Source organism: Cytobacillus eiseniae, from assembly GCF_017874625.1.
Taxonomy (GTDB): domain Bacteria; phylum Bacillota; class Bacilli; order Bacillales; family Cytobacillaceae; genus Cytobacillus; species Cytobacillus eiseniae.
The window spans coordinates 278,153-300,802 of the sequence record NZ_JAGIKZ010000001.1; the positions used below are offsets into that span (position 1 = coordinate 278,153).

A 22,650-nucleotide genomic window follows, 5' to 3' on the forward strand; every position below is an offset into this window, starting at 1 on the left:
ACTTCATAATAAAAGGATCGATCAAATTTATTTTGGAATGGAGTTATTTATGAATCTTATTTTGTATTTTATTTGTTCGTATTTTATTGGAAATATTTTATCTGCGCATATACTCGCCAAGCTCCTTCATAAAGGGCAGATACATGAGATGGGGTCAGGAAATCCAGGTGCAAGGAATGCAGGACGTGTATATGGGAAAAAGGCATTTGTTTTTACTTTTCTTGGCGACGCATTAAAAGGAGGAATCGTCGTTATTATTGGGCGATTGCTTGATTTTTCCGATATAGAACAATTAATTGGTGTAACGCTTGCTTTAATTGGTCATATTAAACCCATTTTATTTAAATTGAAAGGTGGGAAGGGAGTTTCTACCTTTATTGGCGGAGTAATAACTTTTGAACCATTATTAGTCATTCCAATCATACTCGCTTTTCTTGTGACCTACCCTTTTACAAAAAGCTTTACTATTTCTGGACTTGGTTCACTTTGTATTCTTCCGATAATCATCTATTATCTTCATGATTCAGTATCATCTATGTGGATGTTCATTATCCTTACACTTGTTCTTATATCGGCCCATATGAATGATTTGTTAGCAAGAAGAAAAGCCTAACAATCATGTTGTTAGGCCTTGTCTTATTCATTATCCGGTGAATTAACCATAATACCAGCAACTTGTGTTAAACGATCATAAAATGCTGGTCCTTGTGGATGTTCATCCAATCCAATTTCGTTAAATGCTTCTTTCATACAGCGCAACCAGCACTTTGCACGTTTTGGAGTAATTTCAAATGGCAAATGGCGTCTTTGCATGGCAGGAGGACCAAATTCATTACTGTATAAAGTAGGGCCTCCAGTAAATTGCGATAAAAACATTCGCTGCTTTCTCTTAATTTCTTCGATGTCCCCCTCAAATAGCGGGCTTAAATCTTTATCCGCATATACTCGTGGATAAAAGGCATTTACTAATTGATCAATTGTTTCTGCGCCACCAATTTCATCATATAAATTTTTAAATTTGAAGTCCATTTTATCACCAACCATTATTTTTTCATTGTATGTTTCATTATAAAGATATTCTATTAGTAATTTTGTGATATAAATCACGATATCGAAGGATTGATAGGGAAATATTGGTTGATTCTTTATTCCTTAATATACTAACACGAAGCAATCAATAATAAGATAAAAGAGTTCGAGTAAAAAGGGAGGATAAAAAGATGAAAAACGGATGCATAAAGTGTGGAAGTATGGATGCGGCTCAAAAGGAAGTGGCAATGACAGGCAGTGGTTTATCGAAAATGCTTGATATTCAGCATAATAAATTTCTTGTTATTTATTGTAAAAACTGTGGCTACTCAGAGTTCTATAATAAAAAATCATCAACTGCAGGAAATGTATTGGATTTGTTTTTCGGTGGGTAAGAAAATACGAAGCATTGCCAATGTCGGCAATGCTTTATTAATCCTCGAAAATGTCTCGCAATCTTTTTAAACCATTCGAAGGATACTCAGATGTTATATCTGATTCATTTACTGAATTTGTAACGATTGAATCTGTTGTATAAGCACCATTTACACTTTCAAGTAATAATGCCATTTCTGGGATATTTCTTTCAACATTCAATGTAAACACCTCCATCTATTAGATTGTGATAATAAAGAGAAATTATACGAATGATGTGAAGTTTTTTGTTTGAAAGTATAAGTCCCCATTCATTAACAAATTCTAATGAATAGAATGGAGGATTGGTTGAATGAATAAGGATAAAGAAAATGATTGCTTAGATGACCGGGATATTATGCACCATTTAATGTCTGAACAAATAGCTTATATATGTGTAGAGGAAGAGGAAGAGCGCATGCGAAAGGAAGTCAGCCAACTGAAGGAACAAAATACATGAACACGATTCAGCATCGACTTCCATTTGTCCTTCTTATACTTTCTATCTTATTTGGTTTAGTACATCCAGCTAATGCAGCCATCCCTTCATATGCAAAATGGGGACAATTAGCTGTAAAAACAGCAAAGGAAAAATACCCGAGTGCGAATATTATTGATTATTTGCATATAGGCAGGGAAGAGAAAGATAAGACATCGATTGAAAAATTTAAGCTATGGGTTGATAACAGTGGGACAGAATTTGGGTTATATATATCCATTGAATTTGATCCAAAGAATGACAGGGTCATCCAAATTCACACGAGAAAATCGGACAATTAGGGCATCGTATTTTAAACGATGCCTTATTTTGGATGAACATAATAATATTATGTAAACTAATACATATAAAAATCTAAAAACTACTAAACTATCCAAATTAATTTTATTAATATAAGTTTTTTACTGCATTTAAAAGGAAAAACATTTTTCACTATTTTCATATTAAAAACCTTTGAATTACAGTGTTCTACGTGGTAAAATGACTTTGAAAACGATTTATCCTCTGAAAAATAATATTATTCTAATAATTAAATAGATGAGGATGAGGCGTTCAGCTTATCAATACAAAATCAATATGGAGGTTATTATCCATGAAAAAGCCTAAAAATGGCGAAAAGTCTTATGCAGAAGGCTTTCATGGCCCGAACCTTGGCTATGTTATTGAACTATATGAAGCATATTTAGAAAATCCAGAATCTGTTGATCCAGAAATGAAAGCATATTTTGAATTAACAGGGTCTCCGCTTAAGGAGTCAATTCAACCAAATAAAGCAAATAAACAAATGGTTCCAACTACTGTCCCATTAGAAAAGACGTTAGCAGCTATACGTTTAGCAGATAATATTCGTACTTATGGTCATTTGGCAGCTACAATTCACCCATTAAAAGACCAGAAGCGTGAGACGGAATTATTCGAACTAACGAATTACGGCTTAGTGGAAGAGGATTTGTATGCCATTCCAGCTGGTGTGATTTGTACAGATGCTAATATTCCTCTTAGGAATGCATTTGAGGCAATTGATTACTTAAAAAAAATATATATGGACAGCATTGCATTTGAATTCCATCATGTTTATGATTCAAGTGAAAAAAACTGGCTTCGCAAAAAAGTAGAATCAGGCAGTTTGAACATTTCACTTCAAAAAGAAGAGAAAACAAAACTATTAAAAAGACTCACTGAAGTTGAAGAATTCGAAAAATTCCTTCATCGTACATTCGTTGGACAAAAGCGTTTTTCCATCGAAGGACTAGATGCGATGGTGCCACTGCTTGATGAAATTGTTGCCGAATCTGTATCCAATGGTGCTCGAACAATTAATATTGGCATGGCACATCGTGGTCGCTTAAATGTACTAGCCCATGTTCTAGGAAAACCGTATGAAATGATTTTTGCCGAATTTCAACATGCACCGAATAAAGAGCTTGTTCCATCAGAAGGATCGATTGGCATTAGTTATGGATGGACTGGGGATGTAAAATATCATCTCGGGCTTGATAAACAAATTAAAGACGAAAATACGACGGTTACACGTTTGACATTAGCAAACAATCCGAGCCATCTTGAATTTGTTGGTTCAGTTGTTGAAGGCTATACACGTGCAGCTCAAGATGATCGTTCATCAAAAGGGTATCCGAAAGAAAATCTTAGCTCGGCATTATCTATTATTATTCATGGAGATGCGGCTTTCCCTGGTCAAGGAATCGTTGCAGAAACTTTAAATCTTGGTCAATTAAAAGGATATAATACCGGTGGATCACTCCATATTATTGCGAATAATACGATTGGTTTTACAACGGAATCTAAAGATTCTCGTTCCACCCGTTATGCAAGTGATTTAGCAAAGGGATATGAAATACCGATTCTTCACGTGAACGCAGATGAACCTGAAAGCTGTTTAGCAGCAGCCAGACTTGCTTGTGAATATCGGGCAAAGTTCCAAAAAGACATATTAATTGATTTAATTGGTTATCGACGATTTGGCCATAATGAAATGGATGAACCGATGACGACAAATCCTTTAATGTATAAAATAATCAATGAACACCCGACTGTAAAAACATTCTATAAGGAAAAGTTAATCAAGCAGTCTATATTGACTAGTGCTGAAGCTGCAGAATTAGAAGAAATGATTGTAACAAAGCTGAAAGCAGCAAATAATAAAGTTCCAAAAAGGAAAAATGAGATTGAACAATTGAACCCACCTGTTCTTGTTGAAAAGCCTTTACCTAAAATAAGAACATCCGTACCAATTGAAACACTTCGAAAAATCAATCAAGAGCTATTAAAGTGGCCTGAAAACTTTACGATATTTAATAAGCTAGATAAAATTCTTAACAGACGAATGAATGCACTTAAAGAGGATGGAAGAATTGATTGGGGACTTGCGGAGACATTAGCTTTTGCGTCGATTATTGCTGATGGTGTACCTATCCGCTTAACAGGGCAGGACTCAGAGAGAGGCACATTTGCCCATCGAAATATTGTTCTACATGACAGTATTACAGGGGAATCCTACTCACCGCTTCATTTATTATCATCTGCTAAGGCATCATTTGCAGTCCATAATAGCCCGTTGTCAGAAGCTGCTGTTCTAGGCTTTGAGTATGGCTATAATGTTTTTTCTCCAGAAACACTTGTTCTCTGGGAAGCGCAATTTGGTGATTTTGCGAATTCGGCTCAAGTTATATTTGACCAATTTATAGCAGCTGGAAGAGCGAAATGGGGACAAAAGTCAGGACTTGTGATGCTGCTTCCTCATGGATACGAAGGACAAGGGCCTGAACATTCTAGTGCAAGATTAGAAAGGTTTTTAACATTAGCTGCCGAGAATAACTGGACCATTGCAAATTTAACGACCCCTGCACAATATTTCCATATTTTGCGCAGGCAGGCGGCTATTTTGAAAGGGGAAGAGGTGCGCCCACTTGTTATTATGTCGCCAAAAAGCTTGTTACGAAACCCGCTTGTTGCTTCGAATAGTCTCGACTTAAGTGAAGGGGAGTTTCAATCAATAATTGAACAGCCAGGTCTAGCTCAAAAATCAGATCAAGTTACTCGTCTAATACTAGCATCAGGGAAAATGGCGATGGATCTAGCCGATCATTTGAAACATGTAAATGATCAAGAGTGGTTCCATATCGTACGTGTTGAGGAAATTTACCCATTCCCTGAAGAACAAATTACAAATATTATTAACCGTTTTCCAAATTTAAAGGAAATGGTATGGGTACAAGAGGAACCAAAAAATATGGGTTCATGGAATTTTGTTGAACCGAGGCTGAAGCTACTAGCTAAAGACAAGCTTGAAGTCATATATTCAGGTAGACGCAGACGGTCTAGCCCTTCTGAAGGTGACCCGAATGTTCATAAAAAAGAACAAGCACGCATTATAGAATTTGCGTTCGCCGAAATGCAAGAGGGAGGAAATTAACGTGGTTGAAATAAAAGTACCAGAATTAGCAGAATCGATAACAGAAGGTACGATCGCTCAATGGCTTAAAAAACCTGGTGATTATATAAATAAAGGCGATTATGTCGTTGAACTTGAAACAGATAAAGTGAATGTTGAAATCATATCTGAGCAAAGTGGAGTCCTTAAGGAAATACATGCTCAGGAAGGTGACACAGTGACTGTCGGTGAGACCATTGCTGTAGTGGATGATAGTGGGAATGCTACTGATCCACAGCAGGAACAAGCAGAAGAAGAGAAAGCAGCAATCCCACAGCAGCCAGAGATAGAGAAGCAATCACTGGAACAAACACAAGATCGCCCGATCGCATCACCAGCTGCAAGAAAAATGGCAAGAGAGAAAGGGATCGATTTATCACAGATTCCAACTACAGATCCACTTGGGCGAGTACGTGCACAGGATGTTTCTTCTTTCAACGCGAATCAGTTGAGCACACCAGCACCAATGGCTAAAGCACCTGTTGCTCCAGTTGAACAAACCGATGGAAAAGAAGTCGAACGTATTCGAATGACACGCCGTCGTCAAACGATCGCTAGTCGCTTAGTAGAAGTGCAGCAAACAGCCGCAATGCTCACTACATTTAATGAAGTGGATATGACAAATGTAATGAACCTAAGGAAGCGCCGCAAGGATAAGTTTTTTGAGGAGAATGATGTGAAGCTTGGCTTTATGTCCTTTTTCACAAAAGCTGTTGTTGCTGCATTGAAGAAGAGCCCATTATTAAACGCAGAAATACAAGGGGATGAAATCCTTCTTAAAAAGTTCTATGATATTGGCATTGCTGTTTCTGCCAATGAAGGCCTTGTTGTCCCAGTCGTACGCGACGCAGATCGTAAAAACTTTGCAGAAATTGAAAAAGACATTTTAGAGCTTGCGGGGAAAGCAAGAAACAATAAATTAGCCCTTCAAGATCTACAAGGTGGAACATTTACGATTACAAATGGGGGCGTATTCGGTTCATTATTATCTACACCAATATTAAACGGTCCACAAGTTGGGATTTTAGGGATGCATTCTATTCAGCTTCGTCCAGTAGCAATTGATGCTGAACGAATGGAGAATCGCCCAATGATGTATATCGCATTATCTTATGACCATCGTATTGTTGATGGGAAAGAAGCGGTTACCTTCCTATTAAGAGTGAAAGAATTAATCGAAGATCCAGAATCGCTTTTATTTGAAGCGTAAATACGATTGTCATTGGATGGCAGAAGGGGGATATTTTATCTCCTTTCTTTTATTATAATTAAGGAAAATGGGATGTTTTTAGTAAAAAAAGAGCAAATGGAAATGGCCCATTTGCTCTCATGATATCTACTTTTTAAAAGGCTTTAACCCACGCTTCGTTATTTCCATTTTCAATACCCTTATCCATTCTTTCTCCGAACCAGACTTTAATGCATCACGATACGAGACGACCAATTGTTCATTACTCATAATCTTCATTCTGCATCCCTCCTGAAATGGACTTGAATAGTAAGCTTTCATTTATTTTAATGGTTTCTAATCATTTTGAAAACCCCAATTTTCAAAAAAAGGACTTTTGAACCTTAAAAATTTTATAAATAAATGGTTAACTCAACATAGGTAAAAATATGGAAAAGTATACATAGGGGGTTACAACAATGAAAATAGTAAAATGGACATTTCTTTCCGTGCTTTTGCTAATACTTACAGTTGGTTGTTCTAAGGCTGAGGAACCGACAAAGGAAAAAGTGACAGCAGATGTGAAGGATGAAGAACAACAAGAAAATGAGCAAAAAGAGGACGAGGAAGTAGAATCAGAGGAAACGAAGGAAGAACCAGTGGAGGCAGAAGTATATGAACCAGAAGAAACATTTGAAGAAATCGCTTTTCAAAATGTGGATTGGTTTTTTGGCTCTCCAGATCGACAGCCTAAAGGCGGAATTTGGTTATTTACTGCAGAGAAACATGCAGGAGAGCTAGATGATACTTTTGAATGGGAAAAGGAAGATGTTCTCCTCATACAAGTCAATGATCCAGCCTATATTAATCATGAAATGACAATTAAAGGCCTCCAAATTGTCGATGAAAAGACGGTAAAAATTGTTGCAGCATTAAAAGAAAAGAGTTCAGAAGGGGATAAAGCACCTAGAAGATATGTAAAAGTGGAGAAAGACGCACTCGCAGGAAAAGGATTTCTTCTAGAGGATGCCTTGACTGGAGAAACGATCAAGTTAAACTAAGAGAGCTGCTATTGCTCTCTTTTTTCTATTATTATTAAAGTCTTAATAAGGAGCTGATTTTATGAATATAGTACTTGACCACATTGTACATTTTGTTAAGGAACACCCGAAGATGGCTATAAAGAAATGGGAGGAACGAGGCTACCAGGCGGTAATGGGTGGCAGTCATAAAAATTGGGGAACTTTTAATAGTTTACTTTATGTTGGCGATGCTTATATTGAATATTTAGCTATTGAGAATAAACAAATAGCGGCAGCTTCTGATAATCCACTCATCGCACAATGTGTAGCAGATTTAACGAATGGTGAAGGACTCGGTCAGATTTGTTTTCGAACGGACAACATCATCCGCTTAAAAGAACAGTTAGAATCAAAGGGCTGTGTCACCTACCCAATATTTAATGGCAGTAGAAAAAGACAAGACGGCTCCATTATTAATTGGAAAATGCTCTTTATCAAGAATAGGAACAGTCTCCCCTACCCGTTTTTTATTGAATGGGAACAACCAGATAATAGCAGGATGTGCGAACTGCAAAAGCTTGGTTTCTTAGATGAAAAGCTATTGAAGCATACCATTCAGTCCATCCATATTGCTGTCCATAATTGTGAAAAAACAGCAAATGATTGGGCTGAGCTTTTTCAATTTCCGATAAGTAATTTATCAACGGAGAAGCATAGGGGATTAAAAATAGCAAAGCTGCAGGCTGGACAAGTAGAAATTATCTTCCTTGAACCATTAAACAAAGAATGTGATAGCTATTCGATTCTCAAAAGGAGAGGAGAGCGTCACTTTGAAATTAGCTTCAATCCAATGCTTGAAAATCATCCCTTTTATTTCTTAGGTGCGTATTATCAATAAATAGCTGGTGATATACGATTTGCTTTTTCGCATCCTAGTATTTGTTATTAGAAAATATTGAATATTGCGCAATCTGTGTTAACATATGATTAGCAATAAAAAATTCTATTATCAGTATACTCGGAGGGGGTTGTTTAATGACAGATTTATTAAGTTTAACTGTCGGTAAGCTATTAGAAGAGAGAGCGAATCTACATCCCGAGCATGAAGCAGTCGTCTATGCAGATCGAGGACTGCGGATGAATTATCGGGAGTTTAATGCTTATTGCCGAAAAGCCGCAAAGGGCTTAATGAAGCTAGGAATAGAAAAAGGGGAACATATTGCTGCATGGTCCACAAATACGCCTGAATGGCTAGTCACTCAATTTGCAACAGGGAAAATGGGTGCTGTGCTTGTTACCGTTAATACAAATTATCGTGCAACAGAGCTTGAATATTTGTTAAAGCAATCAGACTCCACAACCATCATTTTAATGGAGCAGTATCGAGATGCTTCTTATATAGACATGCTATATGAAATTGCCCCTGAATTAACTAGCAGTGAACCTGGCCGTCTGCAATGTGAGAGACTGCCATTTTTGAAAAATGTCATAGTACTTGGTGATCAGCATTATCCTGGAACTTATTCATGGAAGGATCTAATCACATTAGGCGAGACCGTTACGGAGGAAAGACTAGATGAACAAATGAATCTGCTGGATCCGGATGATGTGATAAATATGCAATATACGTCCGGAACAACAGGTTTTCCTAAAGGGGTTATGTTGACTCATAATAATGTTGTGAATAATGCATTCAATATTGCCCATTGTATGCGCTTGGAAAAAGAGGATAGGCTTTGTATTCCTGTGCCATTCTTTCATTGCTTCGGCTGTGTAATTGGTACGCTAGCGTGTGTTTCAGTTGGTGCGACAATGATTCCCATTCAAGAATTCAACCCCAAATTAGTATTACAAACAGTTCAAGAAGAGAAATGTACGGCCCTTCATGGTGTGCCAACTATGTTTATAGCGGAACTGAATGATCCTCATTTCGCTGACTATAATCTTTCATCTCTTAGAACAGGGGTAATGGCAGGCTCTAATTGCCCAATTGAAGTGATGAAAGATGTAATTGAAAAAATGGGTATGGCTGAAATAACTATTTGCTATGGACAAACAGAGGCATCACCAGTCATTACCCAAACAAGAACAGACGACCCGATCACATTACGGGTTGAAACAGTTGGCAAATCATTGCCAAATGTGAAAGTGAAAATTGTACAGCCTGGAACATCAATAGAAGTTCCGTATGGCATTCAAGGAGAGCTTTGTACAAAAGGCTACCATGTAATGAAAGGGTATTATAAAAATAAGGAAGCAACGAATCTTGCACTGGATGAGGAAGGGTGGCTTCATACTGGTGATCTGGCCGTTATGGATGAAAATGGCTATTGCAAGATAACAGGCCGGCTTAAAGATATGATTATTCGCGGTGGTGAAAACATTTACCCTAGGGAGATTGAAGAATTTCTTTACTCCCACCCGAGTATTCTTGATGTTCAAGTTGTAGGAATACCGGATCCAAAATATGGGGAAGAGGTCGCTGCGTGGATTATTCTTAAAGAATGGAATACTGTAACAAAGGATGAAATTCTTGACTATTGTAGGGGGAAAATTTCACGTCATAAAATCCCTAAATATATTGAATTTACGGATGCATACCCAATGACTGCATCAGGGAAAATTCAAAAGTTTCGTCTGCGTGAACAAGCAATAATGAAAGTGCAAGCATACAACATATGAAAGAAACCGAATACAAATAAACATAAATAAATTATATAGTTGCAAATAAAGCGGCAGGAACTTCATTTAGATTAATCGGTAGCCAACAAGGATGACCCATGTTTGAAACGGGCTAGGAGGGTGGTAATAAATTATTACCATCTTCTTAGAAAGAGGGTCATCTAATGAAGCATACTGAAAATGATCAGTATATTGAAGTTGTTTATGAGGATGAGACATTTGAATTTCTCGAGTTTATTCGATTGGACCATATATGCACGATTACTTACATTACTTTGATGAATGTTGTGACAAGAGAAATATTTACTTTTGAAGAAGAAAAAATCAAAACCATTCGTAAAAAATTTCATTATCAAATAAAAGCGTATTCAAAACAGAAGAATCATCTTGCGGCAAGTAGTCCGACTTCATTATACTATATAGTAGAATAGATGAAGGAGTGGCTACAATGATTCATAAGAATTGGCATGAAAAAGAAACAGTTAAAAAAGTAAAATGTGTTCACACAAATGCGGCAAAATATATTGTCAATAGAGCACTTACAGAAGGAAAAGTTTATGAAGTGAAGAACGAAACAGAAGAATTCTATTTTATTATAGATAATACCGGAAAAGTCGGCGGTTTTTATAAAGACTATTTCCAGCAAGCGTAATTGTAGAAAACTGTCGGCAAATCGCTGACAGTTTTTTTATAACGGTTACGGCAATAGATTGTTGCTATCGGGGGAGTGGATATTTATGGGTTTATGGAATGAGTTGTTTTCATTATCAGGTGATACTGTTCGGCTTGAACCATTAGAGAAAAACCATGAGAAAGAATTATGGGCAGCTTCACGTAAGAAGGAAATTTGGACATATATGGCTACACAAATTAGTTCTCAGGAAAAGTTATCTGCTGAAATTATGAAAGCTTTAGAAGAGAGAAAGCATGGTAGGCAATATCCGTTTGTAGTCATACTTAAAGAAAGAAATGAAATTGTCGGCTGTACCCGTTTCCTTGATCTTTCACCCGATAACAAAAGTGCTGAAATTGGCTTCACTTGGTTCAGCCCTTCCGTATGGGGAACAAAAGTGAATACAGAGTGTAAATTTCTAATGCTTACCCACGCCTTTGAAAATTGGCAGCTAAATCGGATTTTTTTCAAAACTGATTCAAGAAATATTCGCTCTCAGAATGCAATTGCTCGTATCGGTGCAGTTAAAGAAGGCGTGCTGCGCAAAGATAGAATCATTTCAGATGGATATGTGCGCGACACTGTTTACTACAGCATTTTGAAAGAAGAATGGCCAAATGTAAAAAAAGAGCTAATCATAAAATTGGAAAGAAAATGAGAAGAGGAGTAATCCTCTTCTCTAATCAATTTTTAACGATTATTATTCGTATTTGTTGGAAAAACTCTTCGCACTGTATCGGCAAATCCTTCAAAGAAGCCTTCAATTGGTTCCCCGTTCCGAATATGATTCGAATATGTTGCCATTCGATTATAAAAGTCTGGATTAGCTGAAACATATACATCATCTATCTGTTGATCGACAGACTTTACTTGGTCGGCTATTTTCTGTTCAACTTTTTTAGTTAATTCTACCCCATTAGATAGCTCTGCAGCTACATAAGCATTATCATTGGATACAATTACACTCACTTGTTCTACTTCAGGCATTGAAGCAATCTTGTCTGCCGCCTGATCAGCTAGTCGCATTTTTGGGGTTTCATTCACATTTCTTGCATTGTCTCGTACACGAAGCAATGGTTCACGATCAGCTAAGTTATTAGTATCAGTATGTCGATTCCTATTATTCACCCGGATTGGATCAGATACATCTTGGTTTCGTAATGCGGTATCATCCAAATTGTTATTATTATTCATTCCACAAGCGGAAAGAGTGATGGCAGTTAACACTGATAGGAAAAACAGTTTCTTCATAAGTAGACCTCCTTTAAACTTGAATTCATTAATATCATTCCTCTTTTTGATCATTTCATTCAAGTTATCTCATTAAAAAAGGCTGTTTTCGTAAACATTGTTGCTATTTTCTACATAATTTTGGTAAAGGTTGATTTCCGCGTACGTGTGCTCCCTTTCCGCGGGGTAGTCCGCTTGAGCCTCCTCGGAGCAATCGCTCCTGCTTAGGTCTCAGCTGTCCTACGCATCCCGCAGGACATTGAGTAGGCTTCTTGGAATTCACACCGCACGAAGGAAATGCGACAGCATTTTCGAGGATCTCGCACCTTCCGCTCCAATCAACCGACTTATTTGGTAAACCATTCATTCTAACAATTGTTATAAAAACAACAATCTTTTAGAAAAGAGCCTTAAAAAATAAAGCATTCTTCCATTTTAATGCTAAAATATGGAGGGAAATAAGTAGAAAGTGGGTATTATAAATGGCTTATTTTTTGATTGGAATCGGTGGAATGTTTGGCAGTATTCTTCGATATAGTTTTTCTTTCTTTAATGACAGCTTTAAAGGAGATTCTTTCCCTTTTGGAACATTAATTGCTAACATACTTGGTGCTTTTCTTCTTGGCTATTTCACAAGGAAGATGAGACAAAAGAAACAGTTGAACCAAAACCTTATTTTATTTATTAGTACTGGCTTACTTGGATCTTTTACAACCTTTTCAGCATTGAGCCTCGAAACAGTCATTCTATTCCAATCAGGTGCATACTTTTATGCATTTCTTTACGTTATGATTAGCATGATTGGTGGCTTAGCTGCTGCTTCTATTGGATATTTTGATATAAGAAGAGGAGGGAAGGTATAAATGCTTCTTCCATTCCTTCTCGTTGGAATTGGTGGCTTTTTTGGAGCAATTTGTCGGTATGTTGTAACAAATGTGATGAAAAGGCTTTTTCTCGATCAAAAACCTTATGGAACAATGGCGGTCAATTTGAGTGGGTCTTTCCTGCTAGGTCTTCTATTTGGATTGAGTGAGAGTAATGAATATAACTTGCTTCTTGGTACTGGTTTTCTTGGTGCATACACTACTTTTTCAACATTTAAGTTGGAAAGCATTCAACTTTTTGAAAAGAAAGAAAAGAATACGGCTATACTTTTTTCTCTTTTGACGTATAGTGGAGGAATTGTACTAACAACCATCGGAATAATTGGAGGGAAAATAATTAAAGGAGCATAGCTATACGCTATGCTCCCTTTTAATTATCTACGCTTTTTTCAGTTTTATAAAGCTTGCGTCCGATAAAGGTCTGGATTGTTAAAAAGATCCCACCAACCGTCCAATATAGAGGGAGGGCAGCTGGAGCATTTAGTGAAATAAAAACAATCATAATTGGAGATAGTAAACCGATAAACTTCATTTGTTGCTGTGATTGAGCGGGCATATTTGACTGTGAAACCTTAAATTGAATATAATAAACAATTCCTGCCAATGCAGTAATCCATATATCTGAATGACCAAGATTAAACCATAAAAAGGAATGTGTGGCAATCTCAGTTGATCCACGAATCGCATAGTAAAAGCCCATTAAGATTGGCATTTGAATTAAAATAGGCAGACATCCCATATTCAGTGGGTTCACGTTATGCTTCTTATAGAGCGCAAACATTTCTTGCTGAAGCTTTTGCTGCTCCTTTTGGTCTTTCGTTTCTTTTATTTTTTTCTGGATGATTTCCATTTCTGGCTTTAGTACATCCATTTTTAGTTTCATCGTTTGTTGTGTTTTCATTTGCTTCAACATAAAAGGCATCAAAATGAGTCGAATGATTATTGTGATGATGATAATGGCTATCCCATAATTATCATGAAAAAGAACAGCAACCCAATGAATTAAATTGGCGAAAGGTTCAACTAAGTATTGTTGAAAAAAACCATTTGAACTTTGCCCATTTTGTCCCTGACAACCTGATAAAAGCAAGGCAATTATTGTAATGAATACAAATAAATAACTATTTTTCTTATTCATTAATACAACTCCTTCTATTTTTAACTATTCAGTCAAAAGAGAGGAGTTAATACCTTCAGTGTCATCACCAGAATAATCCTTTTTTCGAATGCATTTCGTTATCCAGCATAATAGCGGGCTAACAAATGTATGATCAAGACTTTTCTGAAAAGCTATTTTTATCGAAGAATCGATTTCATTTTTTGTTTTTATTGTGTGAATTAAATGATAGTCAATTTTCCATACCCAAATGAATTTGCCAATTAGTCCAATTAAAAAACTAATATAAATCGTATATTCAGTTGGAATATTCGTTAGATCCATAATAATTTCAAACATCATTTCACCTCTGGTTATTAGACCAATGTATAAAATTATAGAGGACATTTGCCAATTTAGCAATTAATTGAACACATAAAGGTAGAGTACTATTATAATAGAAGGATAGAAAATATTGGAATGGTGGGGTATTTTGTTCTATAAGTATAAAAATCTTTTCACAGTATTAAAAATTGTCTTTCCAATTCTCATTTTATTCTTCCTTTTTTATGAATCGAAGGAAATTTTCAAAGATTTTGATTGGGAGATTCTTATAAGTTATACAGACAAGCTTTCACTAGTAAAAGGAATCTTCATCGTAATCCTTGGCTTAGTATCTCTTTTGCCTATGTTTTTTTATGATAAAATATTATTGCAGATTTTTGATATTCATATTCCTAAAAGAAAACTGGTCTTTTATTCGTTATCAGCCAATGCTTTTTCCAATCTCGTTGGTTTCGGCGGGATAGCAGGAGCAACCTTACGGACATATTATTATAAAAGATATGTAACGGATGACACGCCATATATTCAAATCATTGCAAAGCTGTCCTTATTTTATTTAACAGGTCTTTCCATTCTTTCTTGGTTCATTGTCTTTTCAGACTTACATGTATACGCAGAAGTAAAATTTATTAAGCTGGCGGTTTGGGCTGTGGCAGCATATGCACCGATTTTAATTGTGTTATTTATGTCAACAAACTCCTTTTGGAATTTAAAGCAATTGAAACGCGGAAACATGAGCGAACTAGTAACGATTTCTATGTTCGAATGGTTGTTTGTTGTCATTTGTATTTGGGGCATTGCTCAATTATTAGGTGTGACAGTCCCATTTTCAATCATATTTCCAATTGTAATTATTTCTGCATGTGCAGGGATTATTAGTATGATTCCTGGGGGGATCGGGTCATTTGACCTCGTATTTTTAATTGGGATGGAAACGAAGGGAGTCCCTGCTGAGCTAAGCTTACTAATCATTATGTTTTATCGCTTAAGCTATTATATAATACCTGCATTACTAGGAACACCGATTGTATTGCATCAATTTATTAATAAAAATAAGTAGAGCTGTTGCTGCAACAGCTCCATTTTTTAAAAGCTTTTTTCTTTTTCTACTGTATGAACAGGGATTAAAAGCTTTGCAGTAATAAGTCTTTGTCTAATTAGTATCCCAATCCACGAGGCAAGTGCTGCTTTAATTAGTCCTACAATAACAAAAGGGGTAAAGCCGCTGGCAAATGCAGCCATCCATGAAAGGTCTGCAGATATCTTTAACCAAGCACTGCCGAAGCTTAATGTAATCAGCATGCCAATTGTATTGGCAATCATTGCATTTTTATAGGTATATCCGGTTTTCTCCATATAATATCCGATAATAAAAACAGCTGGAATAAAACCTACTAAAAATCCGCCAGTCGGACCGATTAATTTTGAAATGCCACCAGAAAATTCTGCGAAAACAGGTACTCCTGCAGAACCAATGGCTAAATATAATAGGACAGAAATTAAGCCATACCTTGAACCAAGGATTGTTGCAGCTAATCCTATGGCTAATGTTTGTCCTGTAATTGGAACGAGTGGAAGTGGAATGATTAGCTGGGCCATAATACCGATAATTGCGGCGAATAAAGCTGTAACAATCATTGATCTTAATTTTAATTGTTCTTTTGTCATGTATGTATCTCCTTTCTATATGTTAACTAATTATTAATTATAGTTAACAATTAATAATTTAATGGTTACTTAACCTGTTGTCAATACTTTTTTGGTATTTTGAGAATTATCAGAATGTAACTCATCTATGTATGAATGGGTAATTACAAGTAACACAGGATAAAATATAGTATATTCATAAAGCAGGGGGTTCCTATATGCACACATCATTTGAAGATGACAGTCTTACATTACATACCGATTTATATCAAATAAATATGGCTGAAACATATTGGGATGATCAGATTCATGATAAAAAGGCTGTATTTGAATTATATTTTCGTAAGGTTCCTTTCGGGAACGGGTATGGGATCTTTGCCGGACTTGAAAGGGTCATTGAATATATCCAGAAGTTTCATTTTACAGATAGTGATATTGCCTATTTACGAGAGCAATTGAATTATAAGGAAGATTTCCTTTCTTACTTGAGGTCATTAACATTTACAGGTTCTATTCGCTCATTAGAAGAAGGAGAACTTGTATTTGGCAATGAGCCGATTATAAGGGTTGAGGCGCCACTGGCTCAAGCACAGTTAATTGAAACAGCCCTACTTAACATTATTAATTATCAAACCTTAATTGCTACGAAGGCAGCACGCATTAAGGAAGTAGTTGGAAAAGAAGCAGCAATGGAATTCGGTACAAGGCGTGCTCATGAAATGGATGCAGCAGTTTGGGGAGCTAGAGCAGCATTTATTGGTGGCTTTAACTCAACCTCTAATACGAGAGCAGGTAAAAAGTTTGGTATCCCTGTTTCTGGTACACATGCACATTCGCTCATCCAAGCGTATAAGGACGAATACATTGCTTTTCATAAATATGCAAGAAGACATAAAGATTGTGTTTTTCTAGTTGACACATACGATACGATAAAATCAGGCGTACCTAATGCAATAAAAGTGGCAAAAGAACTTGGAGATCAAATAAATTTTATAGGGATCCGACTTGATAGCGGTGACCTTGCCTATCTTTCGAAAGAGGCTCGAAAAATGCTTGATGATGCTGGATTCCCTGATGCAAAGATTGTTGCCTCTAATGACCTAGATGAATATACAATTTTGAACTTAAAGGGGCAGGGAGCGAAAATTGATATTTGGGGAATTGGGACAAAATTAATAACGGCATATGATCAGGCAGCACTTGGGGCCGTCTACAAGCTTGTTTCAATTGAAAATGAAGAGGGTGTGATGGTTGACACGATAAAAATCAGTGGAAATCCTGAAAAAGTGACAACACCTGGCAACAAAAAAGTGTACCGTATTATTAATAATCACTATCAAAAATCAGAAGGGGATTATATCGCTTTGCAGGATGAAAACCCTGGAGGGGAGGAACGGCTAAAGATGTTCCACCCTGTTCATACATATATTACGAAGTATGTAACGGATTTTGAAGCGAAGGAACTGCACAAGGACATTTTTATTGATGGAGAGCTCGTATATTCATTGCCTAGCCTGCCAGAAATTCAGCAATTTACAAAAGAGAATTTAAATCTGCTTTGGGATGAATACCGACGTTCACTTAATCCAGAGGAATATCCAGTAGACCTTAGTCAAAAGTGTTGGGATAACAAAATGCGGCTCATTGAAGAGGTAAAGATAAAAGTGAAAAAAATGTAGGAATTGATTGATTGGGAGGAAGAGAAATGTCTATACAGAAAGATATTATGAGAAGGTTGAATGTTAGTCCCGTGATTGATCCAAAAGTGGAAATACGAAAGCGCATTGACTTTCTTAAATCGTATGTCATTCGTACAAAATCAAATGGATATGTATTAGGGATAAGCGGAGGCCAAGATTCAACACTTGCAGGTCGACTCGCACAACTAGCTATTGAAGAACTTAGAAGTGAGGGATTTGATAATCTCCAATTTGTTGCCATTCGTTTACCCTATGGTTTACAGGCGGATGAGGACGATGCAAAATTAGCTTTATCGTTTATCCAAGCAGATCATGAATTTACATTCAATATTAAAGCAGCGGTAGATGAGGTTCAAAAGGAATACGATATGATTGTACAGGCAAAACACTTAAGTGATTATCAAAAAGGGAATGTTAAGGCTAGAATAAGAATGATTGCCCAATATGCATTTGGTGGAGAAAAGGGCTTATTAGTCATTGGCACTGATCATGCAGCAGAGGCAGTAACCGGATTCTACACAAAGTATGGAGATGGGGGAGCAGATGTTACTCCATTAACTGGATTAACGAAAAGACAGGGGAGATTACTGCTTCAAGAGCTTGGTGCAGATGAAAGACTCTATTTAAAAGTACCAACAGCTGATCTTCTAGACCAAAAACCAGGGCAAGCAGATGAAACGGAACTCGGCATTACTTATGATGAACTAGATGATTATCTTGAAGGCAAACAAGTCGGTCTTGAAGTTGCTGAAAAAATTGAAAAACGTTTTTTAATAACGGAACATAAACGACAAATCCCTGCGTCTATGTTTGATAATTGGTGGAAGTAAAATAAAATCTGCGCCTCTCTTTTTAACAAATAGAGGCGCAGATTTTTTATGTCTTTATTCAGAATGTTCAAAATGAACTTTTAATGATCCTCTCCTACTTAACTAGAAATAATATAATCCTTAACAAATTTCATCATTAAGCTAATTATGACTGAGAGAATTGTATAAACTACAACCCAAATAATGAAAGTTTCATTAAAGATAGTGAAAGTAAAGATGGTAAACACAATGAAAGTTATAAGTGGCATGACAAACCATCTTCTTACTAAAATGTACCCAATAATTGAAGTGACAGCAACTATAATAGGACATACTACTAATACCCAGATAAACTCCATTTTATCACCTTCCATTTTTGTAAACTGAACTATTTCATGCGAAGTCTTACTGAGTCATCTCATAAAACATTAAAAATTTTACGAAAAGACTCTTTATAAATGCCCCTTTATATACATTTGACTATCCCCAATAGGTGATCGTATCCATTATTCCGACAAATAAAAGGAGCAATCCTGCTATCTGCTGTACGACTTTCCCAGCTTTCCTGCTTTTTCTCATTAAAGCACCGTCGACACCAATTACAAAGATAATCATTAAAAAGACAATAAGAGGAACAGATGTGCCAATTGCAAAAATTGGAGGCAAGATTGCTCCATAAGATGAGCTCAATACAAGAGGCATGAGTCCAAAAAAGAACAACGAAAACATTGTAGGACAAAATGAAATTGAAAACATTGCGCCCATTAAAAAGGATCCTAATTTCCCACTTCCTTTAAATTCAGGGACCTTCCTGCTTATTTTTGTCACCCATTTTAATTGAATAAATCCCATTAGTACAAGCCCCATCAATATGAATAATGGCCCCATTAATTTACGAAACACAGAAAAGAATTGAGGCAACAAAAACTGCAGTTCTTGACCAAGGAGCCACACGAAAAATCCAATTCCGCTGAAAACCATTATTTTTCCTAAAATAAAGAAGAAAGCCTCAAACCATTGATTTTTCGTTTGAATGCTTTTATTTCCATAAAAGGTGATCGCACCAATGTTTCCGGTTAGCTGGCAAGGTGCTAAGGCACCTACTAATCCAAGAATAAAGGCACCAAGAAGAGGAATTTCTTTGCTTTCTTCAACAATTGAGAGAAAAGGGCTGCTGAGCATTTGTGATAGTTCACTTAATAGTTGATACATTGTTTGTCCTCCGAGTAAATGATTATCTTTATACTATCAAATATTCATGAAAGGAAATGTTACATTTTTCACAACAAATTTATATTGATTAAGCTATTTTCATAAATTTAGTGAAAAATCTAGTTGTGTTATAATTTTGATAAAAATAATTTTGAAGTGTTCAATTTTCCTAAATACTCTTACAGGTAGTAATTACCGGTTTTCTAGTTTGCTAGAATTTGTTTTAATATGAATATGAATACATTAAAAAAGATATCTCTCATTCTTATGTTGTCTGTCGCACTAGTCTTTGGAATTTCTTATGATGCAAGCGCATCGACCGTTCATACTGTAAAGTCAGGGGATACGATGTGGAAAATTGCGGTGAAATATGAAGCAGGTGTTTCTGAAATCATCAATGCAAATACGCAAATTCCTAATCCAGACTTGATTTATCCGGGACAAAAACTAAATATCCCTACTTTATCAGTCCTCACAACGAATATCGAAGAGGAGGTTGTACAACTAGTTAATCAGGAAAGAGCGAAGAACGGTCTACAGCCATTAAAATCAAATTGGGAGCTTGCTAGAGTAGCAAGATATAAATCTCAAGATATGCTAGATCGAAAATACTTCGACCATAACTCCCCAACTTATGGAACTCCATTCCAAATGATGAAGAGCTTTGGAATTACGTACCGCTCTGCTGGAGAAAATATTGCAGCCGGACAATCAACTGCTAAAGAAGTTGTTCAAGCATGGATGAACAGTGAAGGGCATAGAAAAAATATCCTTTCAAGCACCTATACTGAAATCGGTGTAGGTTATGTAAAGGGTGGATCTTACAGCCATTATTGGACCCAAATGTTTATTACTAAATAAATGAAAAAGCACTGGATTTTTCTATTAAGTAGTTCAGATAAAGTGGAGAAACACTAGAAATCACATTTGAAATCGAGTATGAAAACGGAAAGGATTTATACTCGGTTTTTTTGTTGATATGTAAGGGTTCCCCTTGTTTTCATTAACGAATGATCATTTGAAATAGTATACCTATTATCTGGATGACAATAACTGTTGTCCGTTGACTATTTTTGATGCGATTACGGTTGTTATTTGACATTAGGAAATATAAGCGGATGTACGTTCCGTTATTTCAGTAAAAACCTATGATTTTTGTAAGTAAACGGACTCACGTTCCGTTATTTAGTTACTTTGAAGCTATTTTGTGTGATTTGGAATAAATAAAGGAACTCGTGTCCGCAACTGTGATGAAATAGGAGTCTATTTGCAGAATAAGGGATTCTCAGTCCGCAAAAAAAGTATTCAAAAAAGACAAGCTCAGAGCCATATAAGCTCTGAGCTTTATTGTGTGGATTCAAATGTGTTATTTTAGATTATCTGCACAATAACTGAACTACTTATTTTTCTGTCCGGTGCTTTTTTATTTTTAGCTCAAATAGTATTAATCTACTACAATATATGCAATCATCGGCCCATTTTGATCTTTATCATGGTGGGTATGACAAATTAAGCGGTAGACGCCATCTTTTTTAAATTGCAGAGGTACGACCGTTTCTTCGCCTTTTTTCACAACTCCTTTAATATCTGTTCCTTCAATCGAAAATGGGTGCTCTGCGCCATTCACACCAGAGATCATTAAATTTACTTTTTCACCTTTTTCAACAAAAATGGTCCCTGGATCCCACCGGTATGATTCAATTTCTTTCCCATCTGCTCGAGTTGCTTTGAATTCCCCTGTAACCATATGAATCTCTCGAACTTCTCCATTTGTTTCCTGACTAAAAACGGATTCAGCTTCTTTATTCATAAATAACCAAACTGATGCGGATGCCATACCAAGAATTAAAACAAGAAACAAAATAACTGAACGCTTTTTCAATACAAAAAATGGCATTATTTCTCCCCCTTACAATTGTTTGTCCAATATTATAGATATGCAGGTAGGAGGAGGATACTTGTCTACTTTTATAAAAAAATATAAATTCTATTCAACTTCACTTTAAAAACGAAGATAGCTAGATGGTTATGCCGAAAATAAAATAGTCGTTATAAAAAAACTATAAATATATTTTTTTGAGTTGACAATTCATTAAGATATATGATAAATTTATCTCGAGTTAAAGATAAATGAATTCAAAGTATTAACGACCACTCACTTATCTTTTTTTTGACTGTATATCTCGAATTCGAGATGAAAATAATAATATTCAAATTGGAGGAAAATAAAATGGCAAAATGGACAGTAGATCAATCACACTCATTAGTAGGTTTTGAAGTAAAACACATGATGGTATCAAAAGTGAAAGGTCAATTTGAATCGTATACAGCGGATGTTGAAGCAGAAGATTTAACAAATTTAACGACAGCACAGATCGCATTTTCTTTTGATGTTGCAAGTATTAACACAAGAAATGAGGATCGTGACAATCACTTAAAATCAGCAGATTTCTTCGATGTAGAAAACAACTCTACAATTGATTTTAAATCGACAAGTATTATAGTAAATGGAGAAGACTACAAAGTAACTGGTGATTTAACGATTAAAGGTGTTACTAAGCAAGTAACATTTGATGTGGAATTTGGGGGCAAAGGAACAAACCCATGGGGAGTTGAAGTTTACGGTTTTGAAGCAGAAGCTAAAATTAACCGTGAGGAATTTGGTCTAACATGGAATGCAGCACTTGAAACAGGCGGAGTACTTGTAGGAAAAGAGATTAAAATTAAAGTTGAATTAGAAATAAATCCAGCAGCTTAACGTTCTACAAGTTTTTTAGAATGATGTTGAA

29 protein-coding genes are annotated in these 22,650 nt (G+C 36.0%); 19 read left to right on the top strand and 10 right to left on the bottom strand.

Annotation, left to right across the window (positions count from 1 at the left end; translation table 11 throughout):
• Positions 1-49 precede the first annotated feature (49 nt).
• Complete coding sequence (locus J2Z40_RS01365) at positions 50-613, top strand: glycerol-3-phosphate acyltransferase (RefSeq protein ID WP_245349929.1); 564 nt, start codon at positions 50-52, stop codon at positions 611-613.
• A 23-nt stretch (positions 614-636) separates the two neighbouring features.
• Here J2Z40_RS01365 and J2Z40_RS01370 read toward each other — a convergent pair whose 3' ends face one another.
• A complete protein-coding gene (locus J2Z40_RS01370; RefSeq protein WP_066399303.1) occupies positions 637-1,029 on the bottom strand; it encodes a globin domain-containing protein in 393 nt (130 codons plus the stop codon).
• A 191-nt stretch (positions 1,030-1,220) separates the two neighbouring features.
• Between J2Z40_RS01370 and J2Z40_RS01375 the strand changes: the two genes are divergently transcribed.
• A complete protein-coding gene (locus J2Z40_RS01375) occupies positions 1,221-1,424 on the top strand; it encodes a zinc ribbon domain-containing protein (RefSeq protein ID WP_066394436.1) in 204 nt (67 codons plus the stop codon).
• Between the two features lie 37 nt (positions 1,425-1,461).
• Here J2Z40_RS01375 and J2Z40_RS01380 read toward each other — a convergent pair whose 3' ends face one another.
• A complete protein-coding gene (locus tag J2Z40_RS01380) occupies positions 1,462-1,626 on the bottom strand; it encodes a hypothetical protein (RefSeq protein ID WP_157087822.1) in 165 nt (54 codons plus the stop codon).
• 130 nt (positions 1,627-1,756) lie between these two features.
• On the opposite strand from J2Z40_RS01380, the gene J2Z40_RS01385 reads away from it, so the two are divergent.
• From J2Z40_RS01385 to odhB, 4 genes are all read left to right on the top strand, one after another.
• The gene (locus J2Z40_RS01385; RefSeq protein WP_162840478.1) at positions 1,757-1,903 is read left to right on the top strand and encodes a hypothetical protein; all 147 of its coding nucleotides are present in this window, start codon (positions 1,757-1,759) and stop codon (positions 1,901-1,903) included.
• Positions 1,900-2,223, top strand: coding sequence for a DUF3889 domain-containing protein (locus J2Z40_RS01390; RefSeq protein WP_066394434.1), 324 nt, complete (start codon positions 1,900-1,902; stop codon positions 2,221-2,223). Before J2Z40_RS01385 ends, J2Z40_RS01390 begins: the two co-directional genes overlap by 4 nt.
• A gap of 311 nt (positions 2,224-2,534) precedes the next feature.
• Complete coding sequence (locus J2Z40_RS01395; RefSeq protein ID WP_066394432.1) at positions 2,535-5,375, top strand: 2-oxoglutarate dehydrogenase E1 component; 2,841 nt, start codon at positions 2,535-2,537, stop codon at positions 5,373-5,375.
• A 1-nt stretch (position 5,376) separates the two neighbouring features.
• Positions 5,377-6,603, top strand: a complete 1,227-nt coding sequence (odhB, locus tag J2Z40_RS01400; RefSeq protein ID WP_066394431.1) for a 2-oxoglutarate dehydrogenase complex dihydrolipoyllysine-residue succinyltransferase — start codon at positions 5,377-5,379, stop codon at positions 6,601-6,603.
• A 126-nt stretch (positions 6,604-6,729) separates the two neighbouring features.
• Here the strand turns inward: odhB and sda are convergent, their stop codons facing one another.
• Complete coding sequence (gene sda, locus J2Z40_RS01405) at positions 6,730-6,861, bottom strand: sporulation histidine kinase inhibitor Sda (protein WP_066394430.1); 132 nt, start codon at positions 6,859-6,861, stop codon at positions 6,730-6,732.
• A 179-nt stretch (positions 6,862-7,040) separates the two neighbouring features.
• Here sda and J2Z40_RS01410 point away from each other — a divergent pair, with 179 nt between their 5' ends.
• From J2Z40_RS01410 to J2Z40_RS01435, 6 genes are all read left to right on the top strand, one after another.
• On the top strand, positions 7,041-7,622 hold the full coding sequence (locus J2Z40_RS01410) for a hypothetical protein (RefSeq protein WP_066394427.1): 582 nt from the start codon (positions 7,041-7,043) through the stop codon (positions 7,620-7,622).
• A 61-nt stretch (positions 7,623-7,683) separates the two neighbouring features.
• The gene (locus J2Z40_RS01415; RefSeq protein ID WP_066394425.1) at positions 7,684-8,481 is read left to right on the top strand and encodes a VOC family protein; all 798 of its coding nucleotides are present in this window, start codon (positions 7,684-7,686) and stop codon (positions 8,479-8,481) included.
• 137 nt (positions 8,482-8,618) lie between these two features.
• Positions 8,619-10,265 (top strand): AMP-binding protein, encoded by a 1,647-nt coding sequence (locus J2Z40_RS01420; protein WP_066394423.1) that lies wholly within the window; start codon positions 8,619-8,621, stop codon positions 10,263-10,265.
• 164 nt (positions 10,266-10,429) lie between these two features.
• A complete protein-coding gene (locus tag J2Z40_RS01425; protein ID WP_066394420.1) occupies positions 10,430-10,696 on the top strand; it encodes a hypothetical protein in 267 nt (88 codons plus the stop codon).
• A 17-nt stretch (positions 10,697-10,713) separates the two neighbouring features.
• Positions 10,714-10,917 carry a DUF6501 family protein gene (locus J2Z40_RS01430; protein WP_066394419.1) on the top strand — a complete coding sequence of 68 codons (204 nt, stop codon included), beginning with the start codon at positions 10,714-10,716 and terminating at the stop codon, positions 10,915-10,917.
• A gap of 85 nt (positions 10,918-11,002) precedes the next feature.
• A complete protein-coding gene (locus tag J2Z40_RS01435) occupies positions 11,003-11,596 on the top strand; it encodes a GNAT family N-acetyltransferase (RefSeq protein ID WP_066394417.1) in 594 nt (197 codons plus the stop codon).
• 32 nt (positions 11,597-11,628) lie between these two features.
• Here J2Z40_RS01435 and J2Z40_RS01440 read toward each other — a convergent pair whose 3' ends face one another.
• Positions 11,629-12,189: a YhcN/YlaJ family sporulation lipoprotein gene (locus J2Z40_RS01440; RefSeq protein WP_066394415.1), complete on the bottom strand. Its 561-nt coding sequence runs from the start codon at positions 12,187-12,189 to the stop codon at positions 11,629-11,631.
• A gap of 461 nt (positions 12,190-12,650) precedes the next feature.
• Here J2Z40_RS01440 and crcB (J2Z40_RS01445) point away from each other — a divergent pair, with 461 nt between their 5' ends.
• Together crcB (J2Z40_RS01445) and crcB (J2Z40_RS01450) are read left to right on the top strand one after the other, a co-directional pair.
• Positions 12,651-13,031, top strand: a complete 381-nt coding sequence (crcB, locus tag J2Z40_RS01445) for a fluoride efflux transporter CrcB (protein WP_066394411.1) — start codon at positions 12,651-12,653, stop codon at positions 13,029-13,031.
• Positions 13,032-13,403 (top strand): fluoride efflux transporter CrcB, encoded by a 372-nt coding sequence (gene crcB, locus J2Z40_RS01450; protein ID WP_066394410.1) that lies wholly within the window; start codon positions 13,032-13,034, stop codon positions 13,401-13,403. It begins immediately after the preceding gene.
• 19 nt (positions 13,404-13,422) lie between these two features.
• Here crcB (J2Z40_RS01450) and yidC read toward each other — a convergent pair whose 3' ends face one another.
• The gene (gene yidC / locus J2Z40_RS01455) at positions 13,423-14,190 is read right to left on the bottom strand and encodes a membrane protein insertase YidC (protein ID WP_066394409.1); all 768 of its coding nucleotides are present in this window, start codon (positions 14,188-14,190) and stop codon (positions 13,423-13,425) included.
• Between the two features lie 24 nt (positions 14,191-14,214).
• On the bottom strand, positions 14,215-14,511 hold the full coding sequence (locus J2Z40_RS01460; RefSeq protein ID WP_157087821.1) for a hypothetical protein: 297 nt from the start codon (positions 14,509-14,511) through the stop codon (positions 14,215-14,217).
• Between the two features lie 112 nt (positions 14,512-14,623).
• Here J2Z40_RS01460 and J2Z40_RS01465 point away from each other — a divergent pair, with 112 nt between their 5' ends.
• The gene (locus J2Z40_RS01465) at positions 14,624-15,553 is read left to right on the top strand and encodes a lysylphosphatidylglycerol synthase domain-containing protein (RefSeq protein WP_245349931.1); all 930 of its coding nucleotides are present in this window, start codon (positions 14,624-14,626) and stop codon (positions 15,551-15,553) included.
• Between the two features lie 26 nt (positions 15,554-15,579).
• Here the strand turns inward: J2Z40_RS01465 and J2Z40_RS01470 are convergent, their stop codons facing one another.
• Positions 15,580-16,161, bottom strand: a complete 582-nt coding sequence (locus tag J2Z40_RS01470) for a biotin transporter BioY (RefSeq protein WP_066394405.1) — start codon at positions 16,159-16,161, stop codon at positions 15,580-15,582.
• 197 nt (positions 16,162-16,358) lie between these two features.
• Between J2Z40_RS01470 and J2Z40_RS01475 the strand changes: the two genes are divergently transcribed.
• Entirely contained in the window at positions 16,359-17,819 is a 1,461-nt protein-coding gene (locus tag J2Z40_RS01475) for a nicotinate phosphoribosyltransferase (protein ID WP_066394403.1), read from the top strand.
• Between the two features lie 26 nt (positions 17,820-17,845).
• The gene (nadE, locus tag J2Z40_RS01480; protein ID WP_066394402.1) at positions 17,846-18,670 is read left to right on the top strand and encodes an ammonia-dependent NAD(+) synthetase; all 825 of its coding nucleotides are present in this window, start codon (positions 17,846-17,848) and stop codon (positions 18,668-18,670) included.
• Between the two features lie 98 nt (positions 18,671-18,768).
• Here nadE and J2Z40_RS01485 read toward each other — a convergent pair whose 3' ends face one another.
• Positions 18,769-19,023, bottom strand: coding sequence for a DUF2651 family protein (locus J2Z40_RS01485; protein ID WP_342590310.1), 255 nt, complete (start codon positions 19,021-19,023; stop codon positions 18,769-18,771).
• A gap of 106 nt (positions 19,024-19,129) precedes the next feature.
• Positions 19,130-19,861 carry an urease accessory protein UreH domain-containing protein gene (locus J2Z40_RS01490; protein ID WP_066394400.1) on the bottom strand — a complete coding sequence of 244 codons (732 nt, stop codon included), beginning with the start codon at positions 19,859-19,861 and terminating at the stop codon, positions 19,130-19,132.
• 234 nt (positions 19,862-20,095) lie between these two features.
• Here J2Z40_RS01490 and safA point away from each other — a divergent pair, with 234 nt between their 5' ends.
• Entirely contained in the window at positions 20,096-20,722 is a 627-nt protein-coding gene (gene safA, locus J2Z40_RS01495; RefSeq protein WP_083954002.1) for a SafA/ExsA family spore coat assembly protein, read from the top strand.
• A gap of 583 nt (positions 20,723-21,305) precedes the next feature.
• Here safA and J2Z40_RS01500 read toward each other — a convergent pair.
• Positions 21,306-21,758: a cupredoxin domain-containing protein gene (locus tag J2Z40_RS01500; RefSeq protein ID WP_066394396.1), complete on the bottom strand. Its 453-nt coding sequence runs from the start codon at positions 21,756-21,758 to the stop codon at positions 21,306-21,308.
• A 333-nt stretch (positions 21,759-22,091) separates the two neighbouring features.
• Between J2Z40_RS01500 and J2Z40_RS01505 the strand changes: the two genes are divergently transcribed.
• Positions 22,092-22,619, top strand: a complete 528-nt coding sequence (locus J2Z40_RS01505) for a YceI family protein (protein ID WP_066394394.1) — start codon at positions 22,092-22,094, stop codon at positions 22,617-22,619.
• Positions 22,620-22,650 lie beyond the last annotated feature (31 nt).

Coding starts and splice junctions, on each gene's coding strand:
- J2Z40_RS01420 (WP_066394423.1), top strand. CDS start 8,619: ATGACAGATTTATTAAGTTTAACTGTCGGTAAGCTATTAGAAGAGAGA.
- crcB (WP_066394411.1), top strand. CDS start 12,651: ATGGCTTATTTTTTGATTGGAATCGGTGGAATGTTTGGCAGTATTCTT.
- J2Z40_RS01475 (WP_066394403.1), top strand. CDS start 16,359: ATGCACACATCATTTGAAGATGACAGTCTTACATTACATACCGATTTA.
- J2Z40_RS01385 (WP_162840478.1), top strand. CDS start 1,757: ATGAATAAGGATAAAGAAAATGATTGCTTAGATGACCGGGATATTATG.
- J2Z40_RS01365 (WP_245349929.1), top strand. CDS start 50: ATGAATCTTATTTTGTATTTTATTTGTTCGTATTTTATTGGAAATATT.
- safA (WP_083954002.1), top strand. CDS start 20,096: ATGAATACATTAAAAAAGATATCTCTCATTCTTATGTTGTCTGTCGCA.
- J2Z40_RS01375 (WP_066394436.1), top strand. CDS start 1,221: ATGAAAAACGGATGCATAAAGTGTGGAAGTATGGATGCGGCTCAAAAG.
- J2Z40_RS01490 (WP_066394400.1), bottom strand. CDS start 19,861: ATGTATCAACTATTAAGTGAACTATCACAAATGCTCAGCAGCCCTTTT.
- J2Z40_RS01505 (WP_066394394.1), top strand. CDS start 22,092: ATGGCAAAATGGACAGTAGATCAATCACACTCATTAGTAGGTTTTGAA.
- J2Z40_RS01410 (WP_066394427.1), top strand. CDS start 7,041: ATGAAAATAGTAAAATGGACATTTCTTTCCGTGCTTTTGCTAATACTT.
- J2Z40_RS01500 (WP_066394396.1), bottom strand. CDS start 21,758: ATGCCATTTTTTGTATTGAAAAAGCGTTCAGTTATTTTGTTTCTTGTT.
- J2Z40_RS01415 (WP_066394425.1), top strand. CDS start 7,684: ATGAATATAGTACTTGACCACATTGTACATTTTGTTAAGGAACACCCG.
- J2Z40_RS01440 (WP_066394415.1), bottom strand. CDS start 12,189: ATGAAGAAACTGTTTTTCCTATCAGTGTTAACTGCCATCACTCTTTCC.
- J2Z40_RS01435 (WP_066394417.1), top strand. CDS start 11,003: ATGGGTTTATGGAATGAGTTGTTTTCATTATCAGGTGATACTGTTCGG.
- nadE (WP_066394402.1), top strand. CDS start 17,846: ATGTCTATACAGAAAGATATTATGAGAAGGTTGAATGTTAGTCCCGTG.
- J2Z40_RS01390 (WP_066394434.1), top strand. CDS start 1,900: ATGAACACGATTCAGCATCGACTTCCATTTGTCCTTCTTATACTTTCT.
- crcB (WP_066394410.1), top strand. CDS start 13,032: ATGCTTCTTCCATTCCTTCTCGTTGGAATTGGTGGCTTTTTTGGAGCA.
- yidC (WP_066394409.1), bottom strand. CDS start 14,190: ATGAATAAGAAAAATAGTTATTTATTTGTATTCATTACAATAATTGCC.
- J2Z40_RS01425 (WP_066394420.1), top strand. CDS start 10,430: ATGAAGCATACTGAAAATGATCAGTATATTGAAGTTGTTTATGAGGAT.
- J2Z40_RS01370 (WP_066399303.1), bottom strand. CDS start 1,029: ATGGACTTCAAATTTAAAAATTTATATGATGAAATTGGTGGCGCAGAA.
- J2Z40_RS01485 (WP_342590310.1), bottom strand. CDS start 19,023: ATGGAAGGTGATAAAATGGAGTTTATCTGGGTATTAGTAGTATGTCCT.
- J2Z40_RS01470 (WP_066394405.1), bottom strand. CDS start 16,161: ATGACAAAAGAACAATTAAAATTAAGATCAATGATTGTTACAGCTTTA.
- J2Z40_RS01395 (WP_066394432.1), top strand. CDS start 2,535: ATGAAAAAGCCTAAAAATGGCGAAAAGTCTTATGCAGAAGGCTTTCAT.
- J2Z40_RS01430 (WP_066394419.1), top strand. CDS start 10,714: ATGATTCATAAGAATTGGCATGAAAAAGAAACAGTTAAAAAAGTAAAA.
- J2Z40_RS01460 (WP_157087821.1), bottom strand. CDS start 14,511: ATGATGTTTGAAATTATTATGGATCTAACGAATATTCCAACTGAATAT.
- sda (WP_066394430.1), bottom strand. CDS start 6,861: ATGAAGATTATGAGTAATGAACAATTGGTCGTCTCGTATCGTGATGCA.